Genomic DNA, 19,719 nt, shown 5'->3' with positions numbered 1-19,719 from the left:
CGTTCCGCCCCATATTGTCAATCCGAACTAGCGCGGAGAGTGACATGCCAAATCAAACTCACACCCTTATGGTCGGAGACATTGAACTGACCGTACACGACGACGGCCGTTTTCAACTGCCTGCCGGGTATTTTGCAAATGTTCCCGCAGGCGTTTCCTTGGGTGAGCAGGTTGAGATCGGCGCGAACCTCTGGACGCTGCGCACGGATGAACGTTTGTTTCTGGTCGATACCGGCTCGGCAAATGCGCTGACTGAAAGGTTCCCGGATACCGGTCAGGCATGGCCCGGTTTAGAAACCGTGGACCCGACCGACATTATCCTTACGCATATGCATGCTGATCACATGGGCGCGCTGGCCGACCCCGGCGCATTCCCCAGAGCAAAGATCCACGTCCCGCGCACCGAGTGGGATTTCTGGACGAACCCGGCCCTACCCGATGCAGTGCCCGCCGACATGCGCCCAATGGTCGAGATGATTCAGGCCGTGTCTCAAGGCTTTGCTGACAGGGTGGTCCTACACGATGGCCAAACCGAATTGGCACCCGGCATAGGCTTGATCCCCCTGCCCGGGCACACTGCTGGCCATACCGGAGTTCTCGTGTCGGACAAGGGGCAAGAGTTGATGATCATCGGGGACGCAATCATCTCGGAACGTCTGCAATTCACCCACCCGGGCGTAAGCTATGCGCTGGACGGCGACCCGGAACAGGCAGTATCCACCCGGAGTGCGCTTCTGCAACGGGCGGCCTCGCAAGGCTTTACAATTGCAGCCACACATTTTGCGTTCCCAGGCGTGGGCAAAGTAAATGCAGACGGTGAAACCTATCGCTTTGCCCCGATGTGACCCCACTTTTTCGACCGTGAAGAAGAACCTCGCCGCCTCAAACGGCTGCCCGCTTTAAAATGCGGGCAGGGTTTCAGCCGTGTGCGAACAGCCAAGTAGGTCTGGCGCTTACGTCAACTTTCCTCAGAGCACCCCAGAACCGATTGGGCCGTTGTATCATCAACCACCAAGGTATTGATGTGATCGCCGTTTAGGGCGGCGACGATAGGCTCCACCTTTTCGGGACCGGTCGCGACCCCAATCCGAACCGGGATATCCTTGGCTTGGGCAAGTGGCAGGCTGACCAGTTTGGAATTCAATTCGCTGTCGCACAGCTTTCCGGCCAAATCGACCAGATGACCCAGCAATTCAGCGCGCACGCCGTCCTTATATAGTTGGGTTCGATTTTCTTCGGACAGAGGATGGGCTTTGTAGTAAGTCGCTCCTTCGCCGGTGACAGCACCCAGCCCCATGATCGAGACGCGGGCATTGCGTGCCTGCTCAAGAATGTCGCGGATAGCGCGGACAGATAAAAGCATGTCGCGCTCTTGTTCCGAATCCGCGTGCAAAGGCGCATGAATAAGCGTTGCCGTCCCACCTAGCCCATCGGCGATACGTGTGGCGATGTGGTTTACATCCGTATAGTGCTGTCCCTGCACACCACCGGTCAGCGGTATCACGATATTAGACGTCTTACCCCGCACTTGCAGGTGGTTAGCTACGGCGCTCAGGGCTTTGCCGCCCGAAATGGCCAGAACATCATCATCTTGAAGGATAGCTTGAAGATGTTGTGCAGCCGCCTTGCCCACCAGATCCAACGTGGTTTCCGCGTTTTCGGTTACGGTGTCCGCCACAAGGAACTCTGCCTGCGGCCAACGCTCTCTCAACTGTCGCTCTAGGTCGAACAGGCGCTGGAACGGGCTGTGAATGCGAAACTCGACCATCCCCATTTCACGACCTTGCTTGATCAGACGATTTACCTTTGCAGTCGACAAACGAAGACTGTTCGCAATCTCAGCCTGCAGCAAGCCCTCTTGAAAATGCAGTGTCAGCACACGAGCGATCAAGCGCAGAGTATCCGGGTCGGGACCTGTAGCGTTCAACTTTCGTTATCCTTTCTGCTCACCAAATGGTTCGATGCCGCAGCCAGCAGAAGCGCTGTGCCGACAACCAAAGTTTGGAAATACGCGGGCACCAGTGTCAACATTCCGACCGTCAGGGACATGATGATCAGCGCCCCGATAAACGATTTCAGAACACGACCTTCACCACCGCTGAAGGCTGTACCACCCAACAGAACCACAAGTATAGCGGTTAATTCCATGCCATCGCCGGATAGAGGGTCGCCAAGAGACATAAAGCTGGACCTCGCAATACCCGCCAAAGCCGCGCAAATGCCAACCAGAACATACAGCCCGATCACGACACGAGCTGTATTGATGCCCGACAGTTTGGCCGCCGTCGGATTGCCTCCGGTCGCGGCCGCGTATTTTCCCAGCTTCATACGGTCTTGTGCGATGATCATGGCAATCGTCACCAAAATGGCGACCCAGAACGCCCAAGGCAGTCCAAACAGAACCCCGTCGCGGCCGTAATCGTTGAACCAGCCTGGCATTTTCAACCCACCACCGGATTTGATTGCCGACACGCCGTCCTCAACAAGCAAAAGTGCGATCCCTTTGTACAGGCTCAGCGTAATCAGGGTTGCGATCACCGGCGTTATCTTCAACCGGACCACCAAAAACCCGTTGATCGCGCCTAGTAGAACGCCCACCAGAACCGTTGCGAGAAAGGCAGGCACGAAAGGCACGCCGTTGATCGCAAGCAGCGCATAAACAACGGCGCTCAGGCTCATGGCGCTGCCAACCGACAGGTCGATATAGCCCGAGATCATCAGCAGAGTGAACGCCCCCGCTAGCGTCAATACCGGTGCCGATATGCGCAGGATGTTGACTATGTTGCGCTCACTCAGGAAGTTTCCGCGCTCGAACAGAGGAAACTTGTCCAGATTGGCGGTACTGAGGACCACGACTACAAGGACGAGAACCAGGTAGATATAATAGTCCTTCAGGAATTGCTTGGCACGGTCGCCAGGGCTACGGCTTTGGGTCAATTCAGTCATTGTGCGTGCCTCCGGGCCAGAGCCCAAGTCTGTGCCATGATCGCGATGAATACAGCGATCGCCTTGAGGGTGAATTGCCAGTCCGGTGACAGAACCAGCCCTGTCGCGGCAGACGTCACTGTCGCCAGGACAATCGCGCCGAAGAACATCCCGATCACCGAACCAAATCCGCCCGCGATTGCGACACCTCCCAACAGCGAAATGACCAGCGCGTCGAACTCCATCAGCGTTCCTCGATTGGAAAAACCCGACTTGAACTCTGAGGCCAGCAGGATGCCGACGGCTCCGGCGACAAATGCGCTGAACAGGTACAGTTTCACAACGTGCCCCGCATTATCCACTCCGGAAAGGCGCGAGGCCACTGGGTTCGCTCCGATCAGGTAGGTAAGCCGGCCAAAGACCGTTTTCCGCTCGACGAATACGGCAACAAGGATCAGGATCGCCATCAGAACGACCGGCAGCTTTATCGAAGTGCCGAACATCGCCATATTCCCCAACGTACCGAAGTCGGACGGCAGGTTTGTATTGCGCTGCGACCCTTGGGTAATCACCTGCGCGATCCCTCGCGCCAGCATCATCGTCCCCAGTGTGACAATGATCGAAGGCACCCTCAGCACCACGACAAACACCGCGTTGACCGCCCCGATCGCCAACGCTCCGACCAAGGCGCAGCACATGGCCAGACCCGTCGGCATCCCCCAGCCAGAGGACAGCGCATTGGCCCCGCCCGATGCCTGCGCGAACCACACAGCCAGAACACCGGACAGGGCGACAATGCCACCGACCGACAGGTCGAAATTCCCGGAAACCAAGAGAAACGTGACCCCAACGCCAAGCGAGATCACAGCCCAGTTATTGGTTACGAGGTTCACAACGTTCTGAAACTGAAAGAAGTTGGGAACAAAAATCGACGCAAGCATGAACAACGCCACCGCTGCGCCCGCCACCAATGAGGTGATGAACATCTCATCGCTCAGCCTGTTGTCGCGTTCGGCCAGTCTGCGTCCTGCGATTGCCTGATCCGTCATGGTTTTTCACCGCTCCCGCCGGTCACGACATTCAGGATGTGGGGAATGTCGACCTCGGCCCCGTTTTTGATTTCTGCCTTGATCCGTCCATTGAACATCAGAAAAACCCGATCACAGATGCCCAAAACCTCCTCCAATTCGGATGAGAAAATGCAGACCGACTTGCCCTTGTTGGCCAGATCGCGGATCAGGTCATAGATTTCGGATTTCGCGCCCACGTCGACCCCGCGCGTGGGTTCATCAAGCAGCAGCAAGTCCGCATCTGCGAACAGACACTTTGACAAGACGACCTTCTGCTGGTTTCCGCCCGAGAGTTTCTCGGCGTATTTCTCGATCGAGTTGGTGGCTATGCCCAGCTTGTTAACATACTCTCTGGCAACGGCTTTTTCGCGTTCATCATTAAAAACCCCAAAGCTCGCCAATTTGCGGATATTCATTATCGGAATATTGCGCCGGATGGTCAGCTCTGTGAACAGACCTTGGGTGCGTCGTTCCTCAGGAACAAGGGCTATACCTGCGGCGATTGCCTCTTTCGGCGAGGTCGGACGCTGGCGCTGTTTGAACTCGATCTGCCCGCTGGCCTTGTCTGCCCCATAAATGGCGCGGGCGATTTCAGTTTTGCCTGCTCCGACTAGCCCGTAGAACCCGACGATTTCACCTTCGTTCACATGAAAGGAAACGTCTTGCAGCAGGTGGTTGCGCAGCCCTTTGACGGTCAGAACCGGCTTGTCCGGCACCTCGCCACGGGGTTCATAGTCATGTGTTATGGCACGCCCCACCATCATTTCGATCAATTCGGGGCGACCATTCACCTGGGCCAGAGGTTTCGTCGCGATGTGTTTGCCGTCACGCATGACGGTAACATTGTCGCCCAGCTCAAATATCTCATCCAGTTTGTGCGAGATATAGATAACGGTCACATCAGATTCTCTGAGGCGACGAATTACACCGAACAGGCGTTCTACCTCGCGTTCTGACAGGGCCGCGGTGGGTTCATCCATGATGATAATGCTGGCACCCGACGACGCAGCGCGCGCGATCTCGACAATCTGCTTTTGCGCGACACTCAGCGTTGACACGCGCGCCTTGGGGTCGATTGTCGGCTCGATCGCCGCAAGCGTTCTTACCACACGATCTTCCAGATCCGATTTGACCAGAAAACCGAACCGGCTGGCTTCCATCCCCAAAGTGAGGTTTTCAAGAACCGTTAACTGATCCACGACGTGCAATTCCTGAAACAGCGTACCAATCCCGCTGTCTCGCGCCTCTTGCGTGCTGGTCGGCTCATACGTTTTGCCCAGAATGGCCATCGACCCGCTGGTCGGTTCAAGCGCACCGGTCAGCATTTTGACGACGGTGGATTTACCCGCACCATTTTCCCCAACCAGGCAATGAACGCTGTTTCTGTCTATATCGAATGACACGGCATCCACGGCACGCACGCCGGGGTAATCCTTGGTGAGTTCCCGTACGGACAGTGCCTTCTCTGCTTGCGCGATCTGCACTATCTTCCCCTTGTTGTTCTTTACACAAGCCTGCAAATGGCGCGACGCAGCCGCAGCCCATTCTCCAAGCCTATCTGAGTTTGAGTTTTTTGCCACCAACCCCAATACACCATTACAGCACAGGGTTGGTGACACATTCCGAACCATTTCAATCAGATCCCAGAGTGGACGGTGGACCCAAGATTTATTTGGTTCGAGTTTATTGTGGCGTCCTTAAATCAGCCGCCAAACTGCTCTTTTAGCCATTGCTCGGCCTCTTCTTTCGGCATGCTCCAGTAGGAAACAGTGTATGCCTTATAGAAGAACTCCTCTGCCGTATCGGATGTCCGCTCCACTTTTCCGTCCAATACGTCCATGATCAGGTCGATACGACCCTGCGCCGTTTCCACCGGCGGCAATCCCATCGAGGCTTTGAGGCTGGAATTTGGATCATAGACCTGATCGAATTCGACTGAATCAAAGTCTACGCTGGCCACGATCTCGGTCAGCGGCTTTCCGTCATCGAATTTGCCACGTCCCAATTGGGCAAGACCCGCCATCGTACCCACAGTAAGGTTCGATGCCTCAGAGTAGATCAGATTCACTTCGGGGCGCTGCGTGAGCAAATCAACTATGATTTGCTTTGCGGCTTCCTGACCCTTGCTGGAATCCAACGCGCCAAGGTTTTCTGCATCAGGATCAACCGACAATACACCTTCGGCAAACGGAGCCGTCCGGCCCGAGTTCACTTCGGTATGGTTCGGCCAGCCCAACTGGACCATGACGATTGGCTTGTCAGGGTGCGCTTCTTTCCACGCCTTTGCCATCTGCGCGCCCATCTCGAACGACACCGCAGCTTCGTCGCTGCGTGCGGTCGGGATACCGGTGTCCGTGATCGGGCTGAAGAACGAGGTCATGACGATGTCCTCTGCCAAGGCGTCCTCTACACCCGGCGTTGCCGCCTCAGCGTCCCAGATATGCAAGGTGGCGGCATCAAACCCGCCCGCTGCGATCTGGTCTACGTTCTGCGTCATGACGGCAGAATCCGCCTGACCGTCAAACACCACAACTTCGGCGCCGTACTTCTCTTTGGCATAGCGTTCTGCTTCGGCTGCCTGAGATTGATGAAACACGTTCGACAAGTCCGAGACAAAAAACGCGATACGTTTCCCATCCTGTGCAAAGGCTGCGGCCCCTCCGACGAATGTCATCGTCGTAGCCAAAAGCCCTGCCTTTAGTAATTTCCTCCGCTGCATTTTTTCTCTTCCCTTTTCGCTTTTCCTCCAGAGCGCGGCTAGCCCGGAACATGCACTTCCGGAGCCGCAATTTCAGATCCTGACCTCCTCAAGCAAGGTGTCTGAAATTTATTGCAGTAAGTGTTATTATTATCATGTTTGCGTTCTCAGTCAACGGTTTTGATTATTTTTCGACAAAGATTTTGGCGAACTTTGGAGCACAAGTTTGCAATGTAAGTTTTTGTTTTTTAACCACTTTTATAAAGCTCGACATTCCGCAGACGACCAAGGGAAATACGCATCTCTCGACACCTTGGAAAACTCAGGTCACGCGTGGCAAAAACCTTGCTCAATTTGGGTCGAACGAATCCCTCTTTCCCAAGCCCAGCGTCAGTTCTTGCACTGTGATCCGAGCCTTGACCTTGACGGTTTCCGTGAAGCGGATCAGACCAAACCTAGCGAAAAAGGGACTCGGGCTTTTTCGCCGCTAAGCCAAAAACGTCATAGACAATGCCGTCCGCGATCATATTGCTGCACGGATCATGTCCGCTGCTTTCTCGGCAATCATCACGACCGGAGACGCCGTATTGCCCGATACGATCTTGGGCATGATTGACGCGTCGACCACCCTTAGCCCCGTCAACCCATGAACTTTGAGGTCTGCTCCCACCACGGCAGAGGCGTCGGACCCCATCTTGCAGGTGCCGACCGGGTGAAAAATCGTAGTGGCGATATCACCTACTCCGCGCACAAGGTCTTCTTCGCTTTCCATCGCCGGGCCGGGCAGCACTTCTTCGGGTTGATACGGTTTCAACGCCTTGGCGGTCATAATCATACGCGCTTGACGCACGGATTTCGCCGCCACGCGTTTGTCATTCTCGGTCGAAAGGTAGTTCAAGCGTATCTCTGGTTGCTGGGCCAAGTTCGTGCCTTGGATGTGGCAGGTGCCCACACTTTCCGGGCGCAGGTTACACACCGAGACGGTGATCGCAGGAAAGGGGTGCAGCGGATCGCCCAGCTTGTCGGTGGACAAGGGTTGAACGTGATACTCCAAATCCGGCGTGGCCAGATCAGGGTTGGATTTAGTGAACATTCCGAACTGACTGGGGGCCATCGACATCGGCCCCGATTGTGTCAGCCCGTATTGCAGCGCAATCTTCGCCTTGCCGACCAGCGAGTTTGCCATCGTATTCAGCGTTTTCGCGTTCTGAACTTTGAAGACCGTGCGGATTTGCAGATGGTCCTGCAAGTTCTCGCCCACGCCCGCGCTTTCGTGGTGCACGGCGATGCCATGTTCGGCCAGCACATCGCCCCGACCAACGCCAGAAAGCTCTAGAATTTTGGGGGAGTTGATCGCTCCGGCGGCAAGCAAAACCTCGGCCCCTGCGAAGGCGTCGTAGCGAACGCCTTTTTGATGGAAGCGCACGCCTGTCACCCGTTTACCGTCGAACAACAACGTCTCGGTCTCGGCATGAGTCAGCACGCGCAGGTTTGGGCGTTTCATGGCCGGACGCAGGAAACCCTTTGCGGTATTCCAGCGCACGCCATTGCGTTGGTTGACCTCGAAAAACCCGGTGCCTTCGTTGCTGCCATCGTTGAAATCCGCACGCGGCTGGATGCCGAATTCCTTGGCCCCTTCCTGCACGGCCTTCAGAATATCCCATTCAAGGCGCTGCTTGGAAACTTTCCACTCGCCGCCGCCACGGTGCATGTCGCTGTCGCCCGCATGGTGATCTTCGGACTTCAGGAAATAGGGCAGCACGTCATCCCATCCCCAACCAGCATTGCCCAACTGACGCCAGTGATCATAATCCGCCGCCTGCCCCCGCATATAGATCATGCCGTTGACCGAGGTGCAGCCGCCCAAAACCTTGCCGCGCGGATAAACCAGAGAGCGCCCGTTCAGCCCCGGTTCGGCCGCGGTTTTCATCATCCAGTCAGTGCGCGGATTACCGATGCAATAGAGATAGCCCACGGGGATATGCACCCAGTGGTAATTGTCCGATCCGCCCGCCTCCAGCAGCAGCACCCGAGTCTTGGGGTCTTCGGTCAGGCGATTGGCCAAGACACATCCGGCCGTGCCCGCGCCGACGATGATATAGTCATATTCGCCATCAAGTTTCCGGGCGTCTGTCATGGAGTTCTGGTCTTTCTGATTAGTATGCGACGACAAGTTTGCCGATCATGCGCCCGGTTTCAATGATCGCATGCGCTTCTTTCAGCGTATCCGCCGACAACCCGTTTAGAGTTTTCTGTTCGGTGGTTTTGATGATCCCGTCATCGACCATACTGGCGACACGGGCCAAAATCTGCCCCTGCCGCGCCATATCTGTTGTTCCAAACAACGAGCGGGTGAACATCAGCTCCCACATCAGCGCGGCGGATTTGCCCTGCAACGCGGAAATGTCCAGCTTCTCCGGCGTCTCAACAATGGTTCCGATCCGGCCCTGTGGCGCGATCAGTTCGCACATGGCGTCCCAATGCTGCGCGGTATCGGCGTATTGCGTGATATAGTTCACGGTCTCATGCCCGGCGGCCTGCACCTCGGCGATCAGATCGCGGTGATTGACCACCTGATGCGCGCCCATTTCCTTGCACCATTCGACCGTTTCGGGGCGAGAGGCGGTAGCAATCAGATGCAGCCCGGTCAGTTTGCGTGCCAGTTGCAAGGTGATCGAGCCCACCCCTCCGGCCCCGCCGATAACCAACAGGCTGGCAGGTGTTTCGTTTGTCGGAACTTGCAACCGGTCAAACAGCATTTCCCAAGCGGTCAACGACACCAACGGCAACGAGGCCGCCGCCGCAGGACTGACCGACTTCGGCGCAACCGACGCGATGCGATGATCGACCGCCTGCAACTCGGCATAAGACCCCGGACGATCAGCATCGCCCGCATACCAGACGCGGTCACCTTTGGTGAATCCTATGGCCTCGGGACCCATGTCACGAACAATACCCACGGCGTCATATCCCAGAATGAACGGCTCGGCATGGTCCTGCTCGGCCGCCGTTCGGATGCGGCGCTTGGCGTCCGCGGGATTGACCGAGATCGCCTCAACCTCGACCAGCAGATCGTTGGGTCGAAGGACCGGCTCTGGCAGGTTGACATCCATCAGGCTGTCAGGCGCGTCAATTGGCAGTGACTTCAGAAATCCCACGGCTTTCATGTTGATTACCTTTCCATTGAAGTTTGGGTGCTGTCCCAAAACCCGCGCATGGCTTCGATTAGCGCAAGATACTGCGCGTAGCGGGTGTCGTAATGGGCTTTCATTTCGGAATTCGGCTGGAACTCGGCCTTGCGGCGGGTCATCTGACCGATGGCTTCTTCGTAAGAGCCATACGCGCCTGTCGCCACAGACACGCCAATCGCTGCCCCCAGCGCGCCGGTCTCCTGCGCTTCGGCCACGTAGATCGGAACGCCAAGGCAATCAGCGAACATCTGCGGCCAGACTGGGCTGCGCGAGCCGCCGCCGGACAGAACCGCCCGGTCGAAACTGACGCCCGCTGTTTTCAGAACCTCGATATGGCGGCGATGCTCGAACAAAACACCCTCGAACAAGGCGCGCAGCATATGGCCCTCGCCATGCCAGCCCGCAACGCCATGGAACCCGCCCCGGAACGAGGCCCCCTGCCCCGAACCATAAAGGAACGGATGAAAGAACGGATCATCAGCCGCAGGGGTGACCTCGGCCACCTTCTCATTGCAGAACCCAAATGGGTCGTCGTGATGCGCGCCGCGTTCAACGAATTCACGCACATACCATTCAAGATTGGCGGCCGACGTCGCGCTTGCTTCGATATTCACGAACCGGTTGGGGCCAAAGCCAGAGACCATGAACAGATCATCATTGACGGCAGGCGCGTCCGAGAACACCTGATTGATGCTCCAAGTTCCCGCGATGATCGACGCCTCACCCGCGCGCACAACGCCTGATCCCATGGCACTGGACACCACGTCGAAATAGCCCCCAATCACCGGCGTACCCTCGGCCAGCCCGGTCACTGCGGCGGCCTCCGCGCTGACGGTTCCGGCAATGTCCGCCGGGTCGATCAGGCGCGGCAGCATCTCGCGCGCGTCACCCAGACCGTAAAGCGACAGCAACCCGTCATCGTAGGTACAATCGGGCATCCGCGTCAGGCCGCAGCCGGACATATCCGAGATCTCGCTGACCCGCTCGCCGGTCAGTTTGTAGGTGATGAAATCCTTGCACAACAGCACCGTGCCGGTCTGTGCGTAACCCTCGGGGCGGTGGCGCTTGATCCAGGCTAGCAGAACCGGAGTCTGGGACGGCCAGGGCTTTTGCAAACACAGCGCGTGCAGGGCATCCCCTGCGGCCTCGGACAGCTCCTCGGCCAGACCAGCAGCGCGCGTGTCCAGCGACTGGATACCGACCAGAGGCTCACCCGCCTTGTCCAGCAGATACAGCCCGTTGCCATGCCCTGCACAACCGACGCCAATAATCTGATCCGGTGTGATCCCGGCCTTTTCGATGCAGCCAGAGATCACCTGCCGGGCATTCGCCCACAGCTCGTTCAGGTCCCGCTCAACATGCCCCGGCTGCGGGGTCGAGGACTGCCCGTCCAGCGCCTGCATCGCCACGGGGTTCCCCTGTAGATCGAAGAGAACGGCCTTGATGACCGTGTTCCCCGCATCCAGCCCCAATATGTATCCGTCTTTAGCCACGGTTATAGATGTCCCACGCTTCTTCGCCGCTGGCCTTATTGTGGATCATCGCCATCAGCGCCGCCACAACCGCCTTTGGGTTGTCATGCTGATAGATGTTGCGGCCATAAACCATCCCCTGCGCGCCCTGCGCCATCAGAGCCGCCGACTTCATCAGCACGTTCTTGAGGTCTTCTTTACCACCGCCACGCACCAGAACCGGCACGCGGGCGGCCTCGATCACGCGGTGGAAGTCCTGCGCGTTCTCGGTCGGGTCGGCCTTGATAATATCCGCCCCCATTTCCGAGGCCAGACGCACCAGCGTCACGATCTTTTCCGCGTCACCGTCCACCTGGTAGCCGCCCCGCACATCGTTGGGCAGCATGACCAGAGGTTCGATCATCAGTGGCATCCCGTATTTGTGGCAGGCCGCGCGTACCTTGCTTATGTTTTCGACACATTGACGGAACAACTCTGGCTCATCGGGCAGCATGAACAGGTTCACCACCACGGCTGCCGCGTCCATTTCCAGCGCGCCGATGATCGGCTCGTCGGCGTTTTGCAGCATCGACCACATCACCCGGTGGCGCTGATCGTTATAGGGGTTACCCATGTCGATCCGCATCACCAGCGCGGGCTTGTCCTTTTCGGGACGCGATTGCAGCAGGTCGGCCTGACCATAGGCGCATTGGATCGCATCCGGTTTGGCCCCGATCAACGTGTCCATGACGCCGGCCATATCCTCAAGCCCGACCATAAAGCTGGGTTCGTTGCAGACCCCGTGGTCGATCGCCACGTCCAGACATCCGCCATTGGTAAACATCCGGTTCATCCGGGCTTTGGTGCTTACACGCATTCTGTTCTCCGTTCATTATTTCGTGCGGTCAGAGTTTCGGCGGTCACGCCACAGAACTCGGACAATTCATGGATCAGCGCTTGGGTCTGATCGGTGATTTCCTGCGAGCTGAGATCGCGTTCAGCGGCCAAAAGCGCACCCAACTTGTCTAGCAATGCCGCCGAAATCTGCCCTGTGATCGCCAGAGCCGTGCGGCGCAGGACGATATCCGACAGGGTTTCGACAAATTCGGTGCGCAACAGCCAAATGATCTCGGCTTCGGTGTAGGGACAGGTTTCGGACAGCGGTGCGTCCTGCGCGGACTGGCAGAACAAGGCGACGTCATCGGCCTGACTTCCGTAATGCTCGATCAGATGCTGCGCGCGCTCTGGCGTGATGCGGAATTCTTCGACCAACCTGCGCAGTAGCGTGGCCGGATCATCCGGGAACTGCGCTCCACCTCCGATGGCCAGCGCGAGGGTCGACGCCTGACGGGTTTTGCCAAGTTCGGCCAGAACCTCATCCGTGGTCTGTTCACCAAAGGCGCGGAACGTGGTCCATTTGCCGCCTACCATGCAAAATTGCGGCACATCTCCGTCCAGTCGTTTTGTGTAGTGACCGCGCGAAATCCGGCCGGTGAAATCCTGATCACTGTGCGGAAGCGGACGGATACCGCTGTAGCTGAACACCACCTGTTCGGGGGCGATCTCAATCTCTGGAAATACCAGCCGCAGCGAACCGAGAATATAATCGAACTCGTCTGGCTCACACCGCACACGCGCTGCCTTGTCGACGCGAATATCGGTCGAACCGGCCAGCACTTTGCCCTGATAGGGGAAGACGATGCAGACCCGCCCGTCGGTATTTTCAAAATAGACCATATGACCGCCAAGCGCCTGCACCAGCGCCGGGTTGTCGATGATCAGATGCGAGCCCTTGGTGCCCGAAACCATCTGCTCATTGGCGCCACCGCCCAAGCCACGCACCGTGTCGTCCAGCCAGGCGCCAGTGGCGTTCACGATCACCTTGGGCTGCACCCGCAGGCTCTGGCCGCTGCGCCGGTCAGTCACCGCATAGTCTTCGCCCAACCGTGTCATCTCGGCATAGTTCAGAGCCATGCAATCTGGCGCAGCGACCTGCATGTCTCGGATCATCTCGACACACAACCGTTCCGGATGTGTGATCTGCGCGTCGTAATACACCGCCGACCGCGTGGCCTTGGGCGTGAGCGCGGGCCAATCCTTGCGAGTCCGCCCCGCGCCGTTGAAATGATGCTTTGGCAGGATACGCCGCTTGCGCGTCACCCAGTCGTACAGCGACAGGCCCAGCTTGATCGGCACCGCCCCCCGGCTTGAGGGTTTTCCCTGCCACCCGACAAAGCTGGCCGCTGCATTGAACATACCGGAAAAGACCGAGGTGATCGGAATGACCGTCGGCAATGGCCGCACCATATGCGGGGCGTTCAGCAGCAGCGCATCACGTTCCTGAAGCGACTCGCGCACCAGATCGAATTCACCATTCTCCAGATAGCGCAGCCCGCCATGGATCATCCGCGATGGCGCGGCGCTGCAGCCCGAGGCAAAGTCGTTGCGCTCGACCAGCAGCACGCGCAGTCCCTGCAAAGCCAATTCCCGGTAAACGCCGATCCCGTTTACGCCCCCGCCGATGACCACGACGTCAAACGCAGCGTTCTCGCGCAGTTTTGTCAGGTTTTGGTGCCGTTGTTCTGACATAGTGGTCCTGTTCGTTGCGGGGTCTTGGGGCTTAGCTGTCCAGATCGCTGAGATGCGCGCGGGCTTGGGCGTCGATCTCGGCAATCTCGCCGTCGGTTAAACGCAACCGGCCCGCCTTGGCATTCTCGACCGCCTGCGCCGCGTCACGCGCGCCACATAGCGAGAAGGTGATACCGGGCTGTTGCACCGTCCACGCAATCACCGTCTGCGCCAGCGTTGCGCCGTGGGCTTCGGCAATGGGTGCGATGGTCTCCATCAGGTTCGCGACCTTCTGGCGGTTCGCCATCGAGAAACGCGGGTTGTCCTTTCGCTGATCGTCCCCGGTAAATTCACGATCCGGGCCGATCTTGCCGCTGAGCAGCCCCAGCGCCAATGAGGAGTAGCTGAGCACCGACACTCCGTTTTCGCGACAGACCGGCAGCAGAGTGCCCTCGATGTCGCGTTTGACCATGGAATATTCTTCCTGAACGGCGTCCAACTGACCGGCGGCGACATAAGCCTTCACCTCATCGACCGAGGTGTTGCTGGCCCCAATCGACCGGATCTTGCCCTGCTGTTTCAGGGTCTCCAGCGCCTCCATCGTCTCAGCGATGGGGGTGGTTGGGTCCTGCCAATGGGTGATGTAGTGGTCGATATAGTCGGTGCCCAGACGGGCCAGGCTTTGTTCGACCTCATAGATGATCGCGTCCTTGCCCAGATAGCGATGCACCGGCTTGCCGTCATAGTCGAAGAAATGGTTGCCCTTCTGCATGTGCCAGACCAGCCCGCATTTGGTGGCCAGCACCACCTTGTCACGCCGCCCTTTCAGCGCCTTGCCGACGATGTCCTCGGCCACGCCCCGCCCATAAGCCGGGGCTGTGTCGATCAACGAAACGCCTGCATCGACCGAGGCCTGAATCGCGGCGATGGATTTGGCCTCATCCGTGCCACCCCACATCCATCCGCCGATGGCCCAAGTGCCCAGCCCGATGACCGAAGCCTCGATCCCCGAAGCACCAATTTCCCGTGTCAGCATCTCATGCGACATCTCGTGTTCCTTCCATTTCCTGTATGACTGCGGTCGCTGTATCTTCGTCCAGGATCAGCGAGTTGAGAAACTTTCCGTTCAATACTGCCTTGATCGGCTGCACTTTCTGCGCCCCGGCACTGACCCCGATCACCCGCGAACACTGCGCCAGATCGGACGGCGTGACCGAAACCAGCCGCGAGTTCAGCGCATAGTTCGAGACCGAGCCGTCGATATGGATCAGATGGGCCAGAAACTCTCCGATCACGCCCATACCCATCAGCATCTTGCGATCCGCCTCGGGCACCGGGTGAAGGTCGTAATAGCTGGAGCCTTCGGGTTCGATCGAACCAACCCCCACAAGCGCCACATTCGCGCGGCGGGCCAGATCCAGCACCTCGCGGATCGAGGACACCTGTTCCAGCATGTCCCGCTGTTCGCGGCTTTCGGCGAACAGGGGTGCGTGCAGCAGCATGGTCTCGCCGCCCAGCCGATCCGCCATCTGCGTCGCCAGATGGTTCACATCCGTATAATATTTGCCCTGAATGCCGCCGGTCAGCGGCACGACTGTCACGTCAAAATCGCGTTCCGATTCCAACGCCTCGACCGTGGCGCTGACGGCCTTGCCGCCGGTGATTGCAATGACGTCGCCATCGCGCAGGGTCTCAAGCAGGTGATTGGCGGCGGCACGACCCACCTGTTGCAAGGTCGTTTCCTCGCTGCCCGCAACTGCGGGGGTCACGATGGCCTCGGACAGACCAGTCGAGCGGGTCAGGTCACGTTCAATATCCATCAGTGTCTCGAACGGGCTTTCGATGTCGATCTTGACCATGCCCATCTTGCGACCCTGCGTAATCAGGCGGTTGACCTTGGAATTCGACAGGTTCAGCGCCCGCGCGATATCGGCCTGTTTCTGCCCTTCCAGATAGTGCAGGACCAGAACGGTGTGGATTTGCCGGATAAGTTCAAAGTCTTTCTTTTTATCGACCATCACCCGCGCCTTTTGTTCAGATAGTGGTCGATGGTCACCGCCGCCAGCAGGATCGAGCCGCGGATGATGTCCTGCCAGTAGACCGAGACATCCAGCAGCGCCAACGAGCTGGAGACGAGCGACAGCAGGACAACGCCAAGGATCGCGCCCAGAATGGACCCCGAGCCGCCGTTTAGACTGGCCCCGCCGATGACTGCCGCCGCGATAATGGTCAGTTCCAGCCCCAGCCCGAAGGTGGGTTGCGCCGAACCGAACCGCGCCATGTAGATGATGCCTGCAACGCCGCATAGGGTCGAACACAGTGTCGTGGTCAGGAAGATGACCTTCTTGGTGCGGATACCCGAATAGGCGGCGGCCTTTTCGTTGCTGCCCGTATAGAACACCTTGCGGAACATGGTCGTCCGCCGCAGCATGAAGTCAAAGGCGATCACGAAGACCAGAAAGATGACGATCACAATCGGGATCGGCCCGATGCTGCCTTGCCCGATGAACTTGAACTCGGGCGGCAGGGTATAAAGGCCCAGCGGACGCCCTCCGGTGAACAGCAGACAGGCACCGCGCGCGATCACCATGATCGCCAGCGAAACGATGAAGTGATGCAAGCCCACGCGGGTCACGAAGAACCCCATGAAGGCGCCGATCCCCGTACACAATGCAATCGCCATGGCCGAGGCCACCCAAGGGTTCACACCACTCAGGAACAGCCACCCCGCGATCACCATCGCCAGCGCCGTGACCGAGCCGACCGACAGGTCAATCCCGCCCGATATCAGCAGGATCGTCATCCCGATCACCAGCAACCCATCGACGGCAAAGGCCATCGACATTGCCCGCATATTCGCCCAGGTCAGGAAATAGGGCGAGGCGAAGGACATGATCAGGAACAGCGCCAGAATGATAACGATCAGCCCTGTCTCGCGCATCCGAATCATTCGTTTCAGCAGCGGGGTGCCGTCGGTTTCACCCGGTTGGGTCAGGTTCACGGTGTTGTCCATGTTGCTTTCTCCGCTCATGCGACCGAGGGCTGCACGTCCATGACCGAGGCCAGGTGCATGATGTTTTCTTCTGTCATCTCATCGCCCGTGACCTGACCGCTGATGCGCCCTTCGCGCACCACCAGCACCCGGTCGCAGACACCAATCAGTTCGGGCAGCTCGGATGAGATCACGACAATCCCCACGCCCTCTTGCGCCAGATCGCGCAGAATGCGGTGGATCTCGGATTTCGCGCCCACATCAACCCCGCGGGTCGGTTCATCCAGAAAGATCAGGCGCGGGTTGACCGACAGCATCTTTGCCAGCGCCACCTTCTGCTGATTGCCGCCCGACAGGGACGACACCGGATCATTCAGCGACCCGCATTTCAGGTTCAACTTGCGCCCCAATGCCTCGGCCTGCGCTTCTTCCGTCGCGGACTGAATCAGGCCGACCCCGTTGGACACTTGCTCCAGCTTCAGGGCCGAGACGTTGGCGGCAATCGGCAGGTCCAGAAACACGCCATCGCCTTTGCGGTCCTCGGACAAGTACACCATCCCCTTGGCGATGCTGTCCTGATAGTTTCGCAGTTTTAGTTCCTTACCGTTCAGCCAAACCTGCCCCGTCACCTCACCCTCAAGCCGGCAGATGCCCTTGACAATCTCGCTACGGCCCGCACCGATCAGGCCCGCAATGCCCAGAATCTCACCCTTTTTCAGCATGAATGAGACATCGCGGAACCGCGTCGCCTCGGTCAGGTTGCGCACGTCGAGGATGACCTCCTCCGACGGCGCTTGCTGTTTCGCGGGATAGAGGTTGTCGATCACCCGCCCGACCATCGCATTCACCACATCGCTGGGCTGAATATCGGCCACGTCGTTCGTGACAATGTGCTGCCCGTCCCGGAACACCGACACCCGGTCGCAATTATCGAAAATCTCGACCATCCGATGCGAGATGTAGATAATCGAAATCCCCCGATCCGCCAGATTACGCATGATCCCAAAGAGGGTTTGAGCCTCGGTTTCCGTGAGTGCGGCTGTGGGCTCATCCAGGATCAGAATCCGACAATCCAACGTCAGAGCCTTTGCAATCTCGACCAACTGCTGGTTCGAGATCGAAAGGCTTTTCACAAGGACCGACGGGTCGATATCGCTGAGCTGGCGAAACACATCCACCGCCTCGCGTTCCAGTTTCTCGTAGTCCATCAGCCACGAGCGGCTGACATTGGTCTTGGCCATAAAGATATTCTCAGCCACCGACACATCGGGGCACAGGGCGATTTCCTGATGGACGAAACCGATGCCCAGTTGCTGTGCCATAGTGGGCGACGAGATTTTGACCGGTTTGCCGTCCAGCACAATCTGCCCACTGTCCGGCTGCAAAATCCCGTCGATCACATTCATCAAGGTCGACTTGCCTGCACCGTTTTCGCCTGCAATGGCGTGGATTTCCCCTTTGCGGAGTTCAAAGTCGATCCCACGCAATGCTTTGACAGGGCCAAAGGACTTGCTGAGGTTCGATATCCGGAGGATCACGTCGTCTTGCATGGCAGCACCTTGTTGGGTGTCTATTATTGGCGTCTTGAACCGCCCGCGAAAATTTCTGGAACTGCGCGGGCGGCTCATCGGGGAGTTTCCCGATTAGGCCGGATCGCGGCCTTCCATGTAGACGTTCAGATCAAAGCTGTCGGCATTGTCCTTGGTGATGACCGCAAAGCCATTATCCATGAACGGGATCTGAACCGGGTTGAAGCCGCTGGTTTTCCAGTCGTTGAACGGATCGAACACGTCCGAACGATTGGCCAGGTGCACCGCCATAAAGCCCATGAAACCCTGCACGCCCTGGTTGGGGTTCAGCGACATATGGATGTTGCCCGCGCGGATATGTTCCAGCGTTGTCGGCGTTACGTCCGCGTGCATGATCAGAATGTCCGATTCAGCCTCCAGCTTGGCAGCTACGGCACCTTCGGCAGAGCCCGCCTCGGGGATCCAGATCGCCGCGACATTCGGGTTTGCCTGAATGATCGAGGCCGTTGCACGATAGGCCGCGTTGCTGTCCTGGTTCGTGGCCTGACGACCAACCAGCGTCATGTTCGGATAGTTGTCCTCCATGTACGCGATCAGAGCGGTCACACGCAGGTCATGGTTCGACTGGCCCGGATTTTCGAGCACCGCGTATTCTGCGCTGTCTCCGACCTGTTTAACAATTTCCTCCGCCGCAAACTTGGCTTCGGCAAGGTTGTCCGAAGTGATATATCCCGTGCGCTTGGAATTCGGGCTGTCAGCGGCGAAGGTCACGATCTCGGTGCCATTGTCGATGGCGCGGTTGATCGGTTCGATGAACGGGTCGGACTGCATCGGATGCAGCAGAACACCCGCAGGTGTCTTCACCAGATCCTGCTCGAACGAGGCAATCTGCTTGGTGATGTCATAGTCCGGCGTGCCCGAGAAGACTGTCTTGCAGCCAAAAGCCTCGGCCGCCTGCTTGAAGCCTTGATACACTGGCACCCAGTAAGGGTGACCCGATACCATGACGTTCATGATGTAGGTTTCGCCCGGCTCGCACATGATGCCTTCGGCCGTCGCCGGTGCAGCCGTCACGCCAGCAATAGCGATGGCGGCAGAGGCAATAATCCCGTTGGTTTTCCGGTATTTCATAGAACTCCTCCCAAGAGCGTGTTCCCGCACGTGCTTTGCATTCTTCCTCCACCGCAAAGCATTTGCAAGAAATTTCACTTTATGCCTTTTATTGCATACATGGAGTTTTAGAGCCGTCCCGGAAGGCAAGTCAACAAGTTTTGATATTTTTACCTTTGTGTGAA

General features: G+C 58.0%; 16 protein-coding genes. 1 reads left to right on the top strand and 15 read right to left on the bottom strand.

Annotated features, from left to right (window positions below; translation table 11 throughout):
• Positions 1–44 precede the first annotated feature (44 nt).
• Positions 45–845, top strand: coding sequence for an MBL fold metallo-hydrolase (locus tag ACR0KS_RS03105; RefSeq protein ID WP_170562545.1), 801 nt, complete (start codon positions 45–47; stop codon positions 843–845).
• 113 nt (positions 846–958) lie between these two features.
• Here ACR0KS_RS03105 and ACR0KS_RS03100 read toward each other — a convergent pair whose 3' ends face one another.
• The 15 genes from ACR0KS_RS03100 to ACR0KS_RS03030 form a co-directional block, all read right to left on the bottom strand.
• Complete coding sequence (locus ACR0KS_RS03100) at positions 959–1,927, bottom strand: sugar-binding transcriptional regulator (protein WP_170562541.1); 969 nt, start codon at positions 1,925–1,927, stop codon at positions 959–961.
• Positions 1,924–2,946, bottom strand: coding sequence for an ABC transporter permease (locus ACR0KS_RS03095; protein WP_170562538.1), 1,023 nt, complete (start codon positions 2,944–2,946; stop codon positions 1,924–1,926). The genes ACR0KS_RS03100 and ACR0KS_RS03095 overlap by 4 nt, the downstream gene beginning before the upstream one ends.
• On the bottom strand, positions 2,943–3,974 hold the full coding sequence (locus ACR0KS_RS03090) for an ABC transporter permease (RefSeq protein ID WP_170562535.1): 1,032 nt from the start codon (positions 3,972–3,974) through the stop codon (positions 2,943–2,945). Before ACR0KS_RS03090 ends, ACR0KS_RS03095 begins: the two co-directional genes overlap by 4 nt.
• Complete coding sequence (locus ACR0KS_RS03085) at positions 3,971–5,479, bottom strand: sugar ABC transporter ATP-binding protein (protein WP_170618230.1); 1,509 nt, start codon at positions 5,477–5,479, stop codon at positions 3,971–3,973. The genes ACR0KS_RS03090 and ACR0KS_RS03085 overlap by 4 nt, the downstream gene beginning before the upstream one ends.
• Positions 5,480–5,697: 218 nt before the next feature.
• Positions 5,698–6,714 (bottom strand): substrate-binding domain-containing protein, encoded by a 1,017-nt coding sequence (locus ACR0KS_RS03080; protein WP_170383440.1) that lies wholly within the window; start codon positions 6,712–6,714, stop codon positions 5,698–5,700.
• A 502-nt stretch (positions 6,715–7,216) separates the two neighbouring features.
• Positions 7,217–8,830, bottom strand: coding sequence for a GMC family oxidoreductase N-terminal domain-containing protein (locus ACR0KS_RS03075; RefSeq protein WP_170562530.1), 1,614 nt, complete (start codon positions 8,828–8,830; stop codon positions 7,217–7,219).
• A 19-nt stretch (positions 8,831–8,849) separates the two neighbouring features.
• A complete protein-coding gene (locus ACR0KS_RS03070) occupies positions 8,850–9,860 on the bottom strand; it encodes a zinc-binding alcohol dehydrogenase family protein (RefSeq protein ID WP_170562525.1) in 1,011 nt (336 codons plus the stop codon).
• A 5-nt stretch (positions 9,861–9,865) separates the two neighbouring features.
• On the bottom strand, positions 9,866–11,377 hold the full coding sequence (locus tag ACR0KS_RS03065) for an FGGY-family carbohydrate kinase (RefSeq protein WP_170562523.1): 1,512 nt from the start codon (positions 11,375–11,377) through the stop codon (positions 9,866–9,868).
• The gene (locus ACR0KS_RS03060; RefSeq protein WP_170482988.1) at positions 11,370–12,212 is read right to left on the bottom strand and encodes a Cgl0159 family (beta/alpha)8-fold protein; all 843 of its coding nucleotides are present in this window, start codon (positions 12,210–12,212) and stop codon (positions 11,370–11,372) included. The genes ACR0KS_RS03065 and ACR0KS_RS03060 overlap by 8 nt, the downstream gene beginning before the upstream one ends.
• The gene (locus ACR0KS_RS03055; RefSeq protein ID WP_480693110.1) at positions 12,203–13,924 is read right to left on the bottom strand and encodes a glycerol-3-phosphate dehydrogenase/oxidase; all 1,722 of its coding nucleotides are present in this window, start codon (positions 13,922–13,924) and stop codon (positions 12,203–12,205) included. The genes ACR0KS_RS03060 and ACR0KS_RS03055 overlap by 10 nt, the downstream gene beginning before the upstream one ends.
• Positions 13,925–13,955: 31 nt before the next feature.
• Positions 13,956–14,951 (bottom strand): aldo/keto reductase, encoded by a 996-nt coding sequence (locus tag ACR0KS_RS03050; protein ID WP_170562518.1) that lies wholly within the window; start codon positions 14,949–14,951, stop codon positions 13,956–13,958.
• The gene (locus ACR0KS_RS03045) at positions 14,941–15,921 is read right to left on the bottom strand and encodes a sugar-binding transcriptional regulator (protein ID WP_170562515.1); all 981 of its coding nucleotides are present in this window, start codon (positions 15,919–15,921) and stop codon (positions 14,941–14,943) included. Before ACR0KS_RS03045 ends, ACR0KS_RS03050 begins: the two co-directional genes overlap by 11 nt.
• Positions 15,921–16,916 carry an ABC transporter permease gene (locus ACR0KS_RS03040; protein ID WP_170562512.1) on the bottom strand — a complete coding sequence of 332 codons (996 nt, stop codon included), beginning with the start codon at positions 16,914–16,916 and terminating at the stop codon, positions 15,921–15,923. Before ACR0KS_RS03040 ends, ACR0KS_RS03045 begins: the two co-directional genes overlap by 1 nt.
• 14 nt (positions 16,917–16,930) lie before the next feature.
• Entirely contained in the window at positions 16,931–18,445 is a 1,515-nt protein-coding gene (locus tag ACR0KS_RS03035) for a sugar ABC transporter ATP-binding protein (RefSeq protein WP_170562509.1), read from the bottom strand.
• Between the two features lie 93 nt (positions 18,446–18,538).
• On the bottom strand, positions 18,539–19,555 hold the full coding sequence (locus ACR0KS_RS03030; RefSeq protein WP_170383419.1) for a substrate-binding domain-containing protein: 1,017 nt from the start codon (positions 19,553–19,555) through the stop codon (positions 18,539–18,541).
• Between the last annotated feature and the right edge of the window lie 164 nt (positions 19,556–19,719).

This window comes from Ruegeria sp. BC7, assembly GCF_056539165.1.
This window is presented reverse-complemented; position numbering and strand designations above follow the sequence as displayed.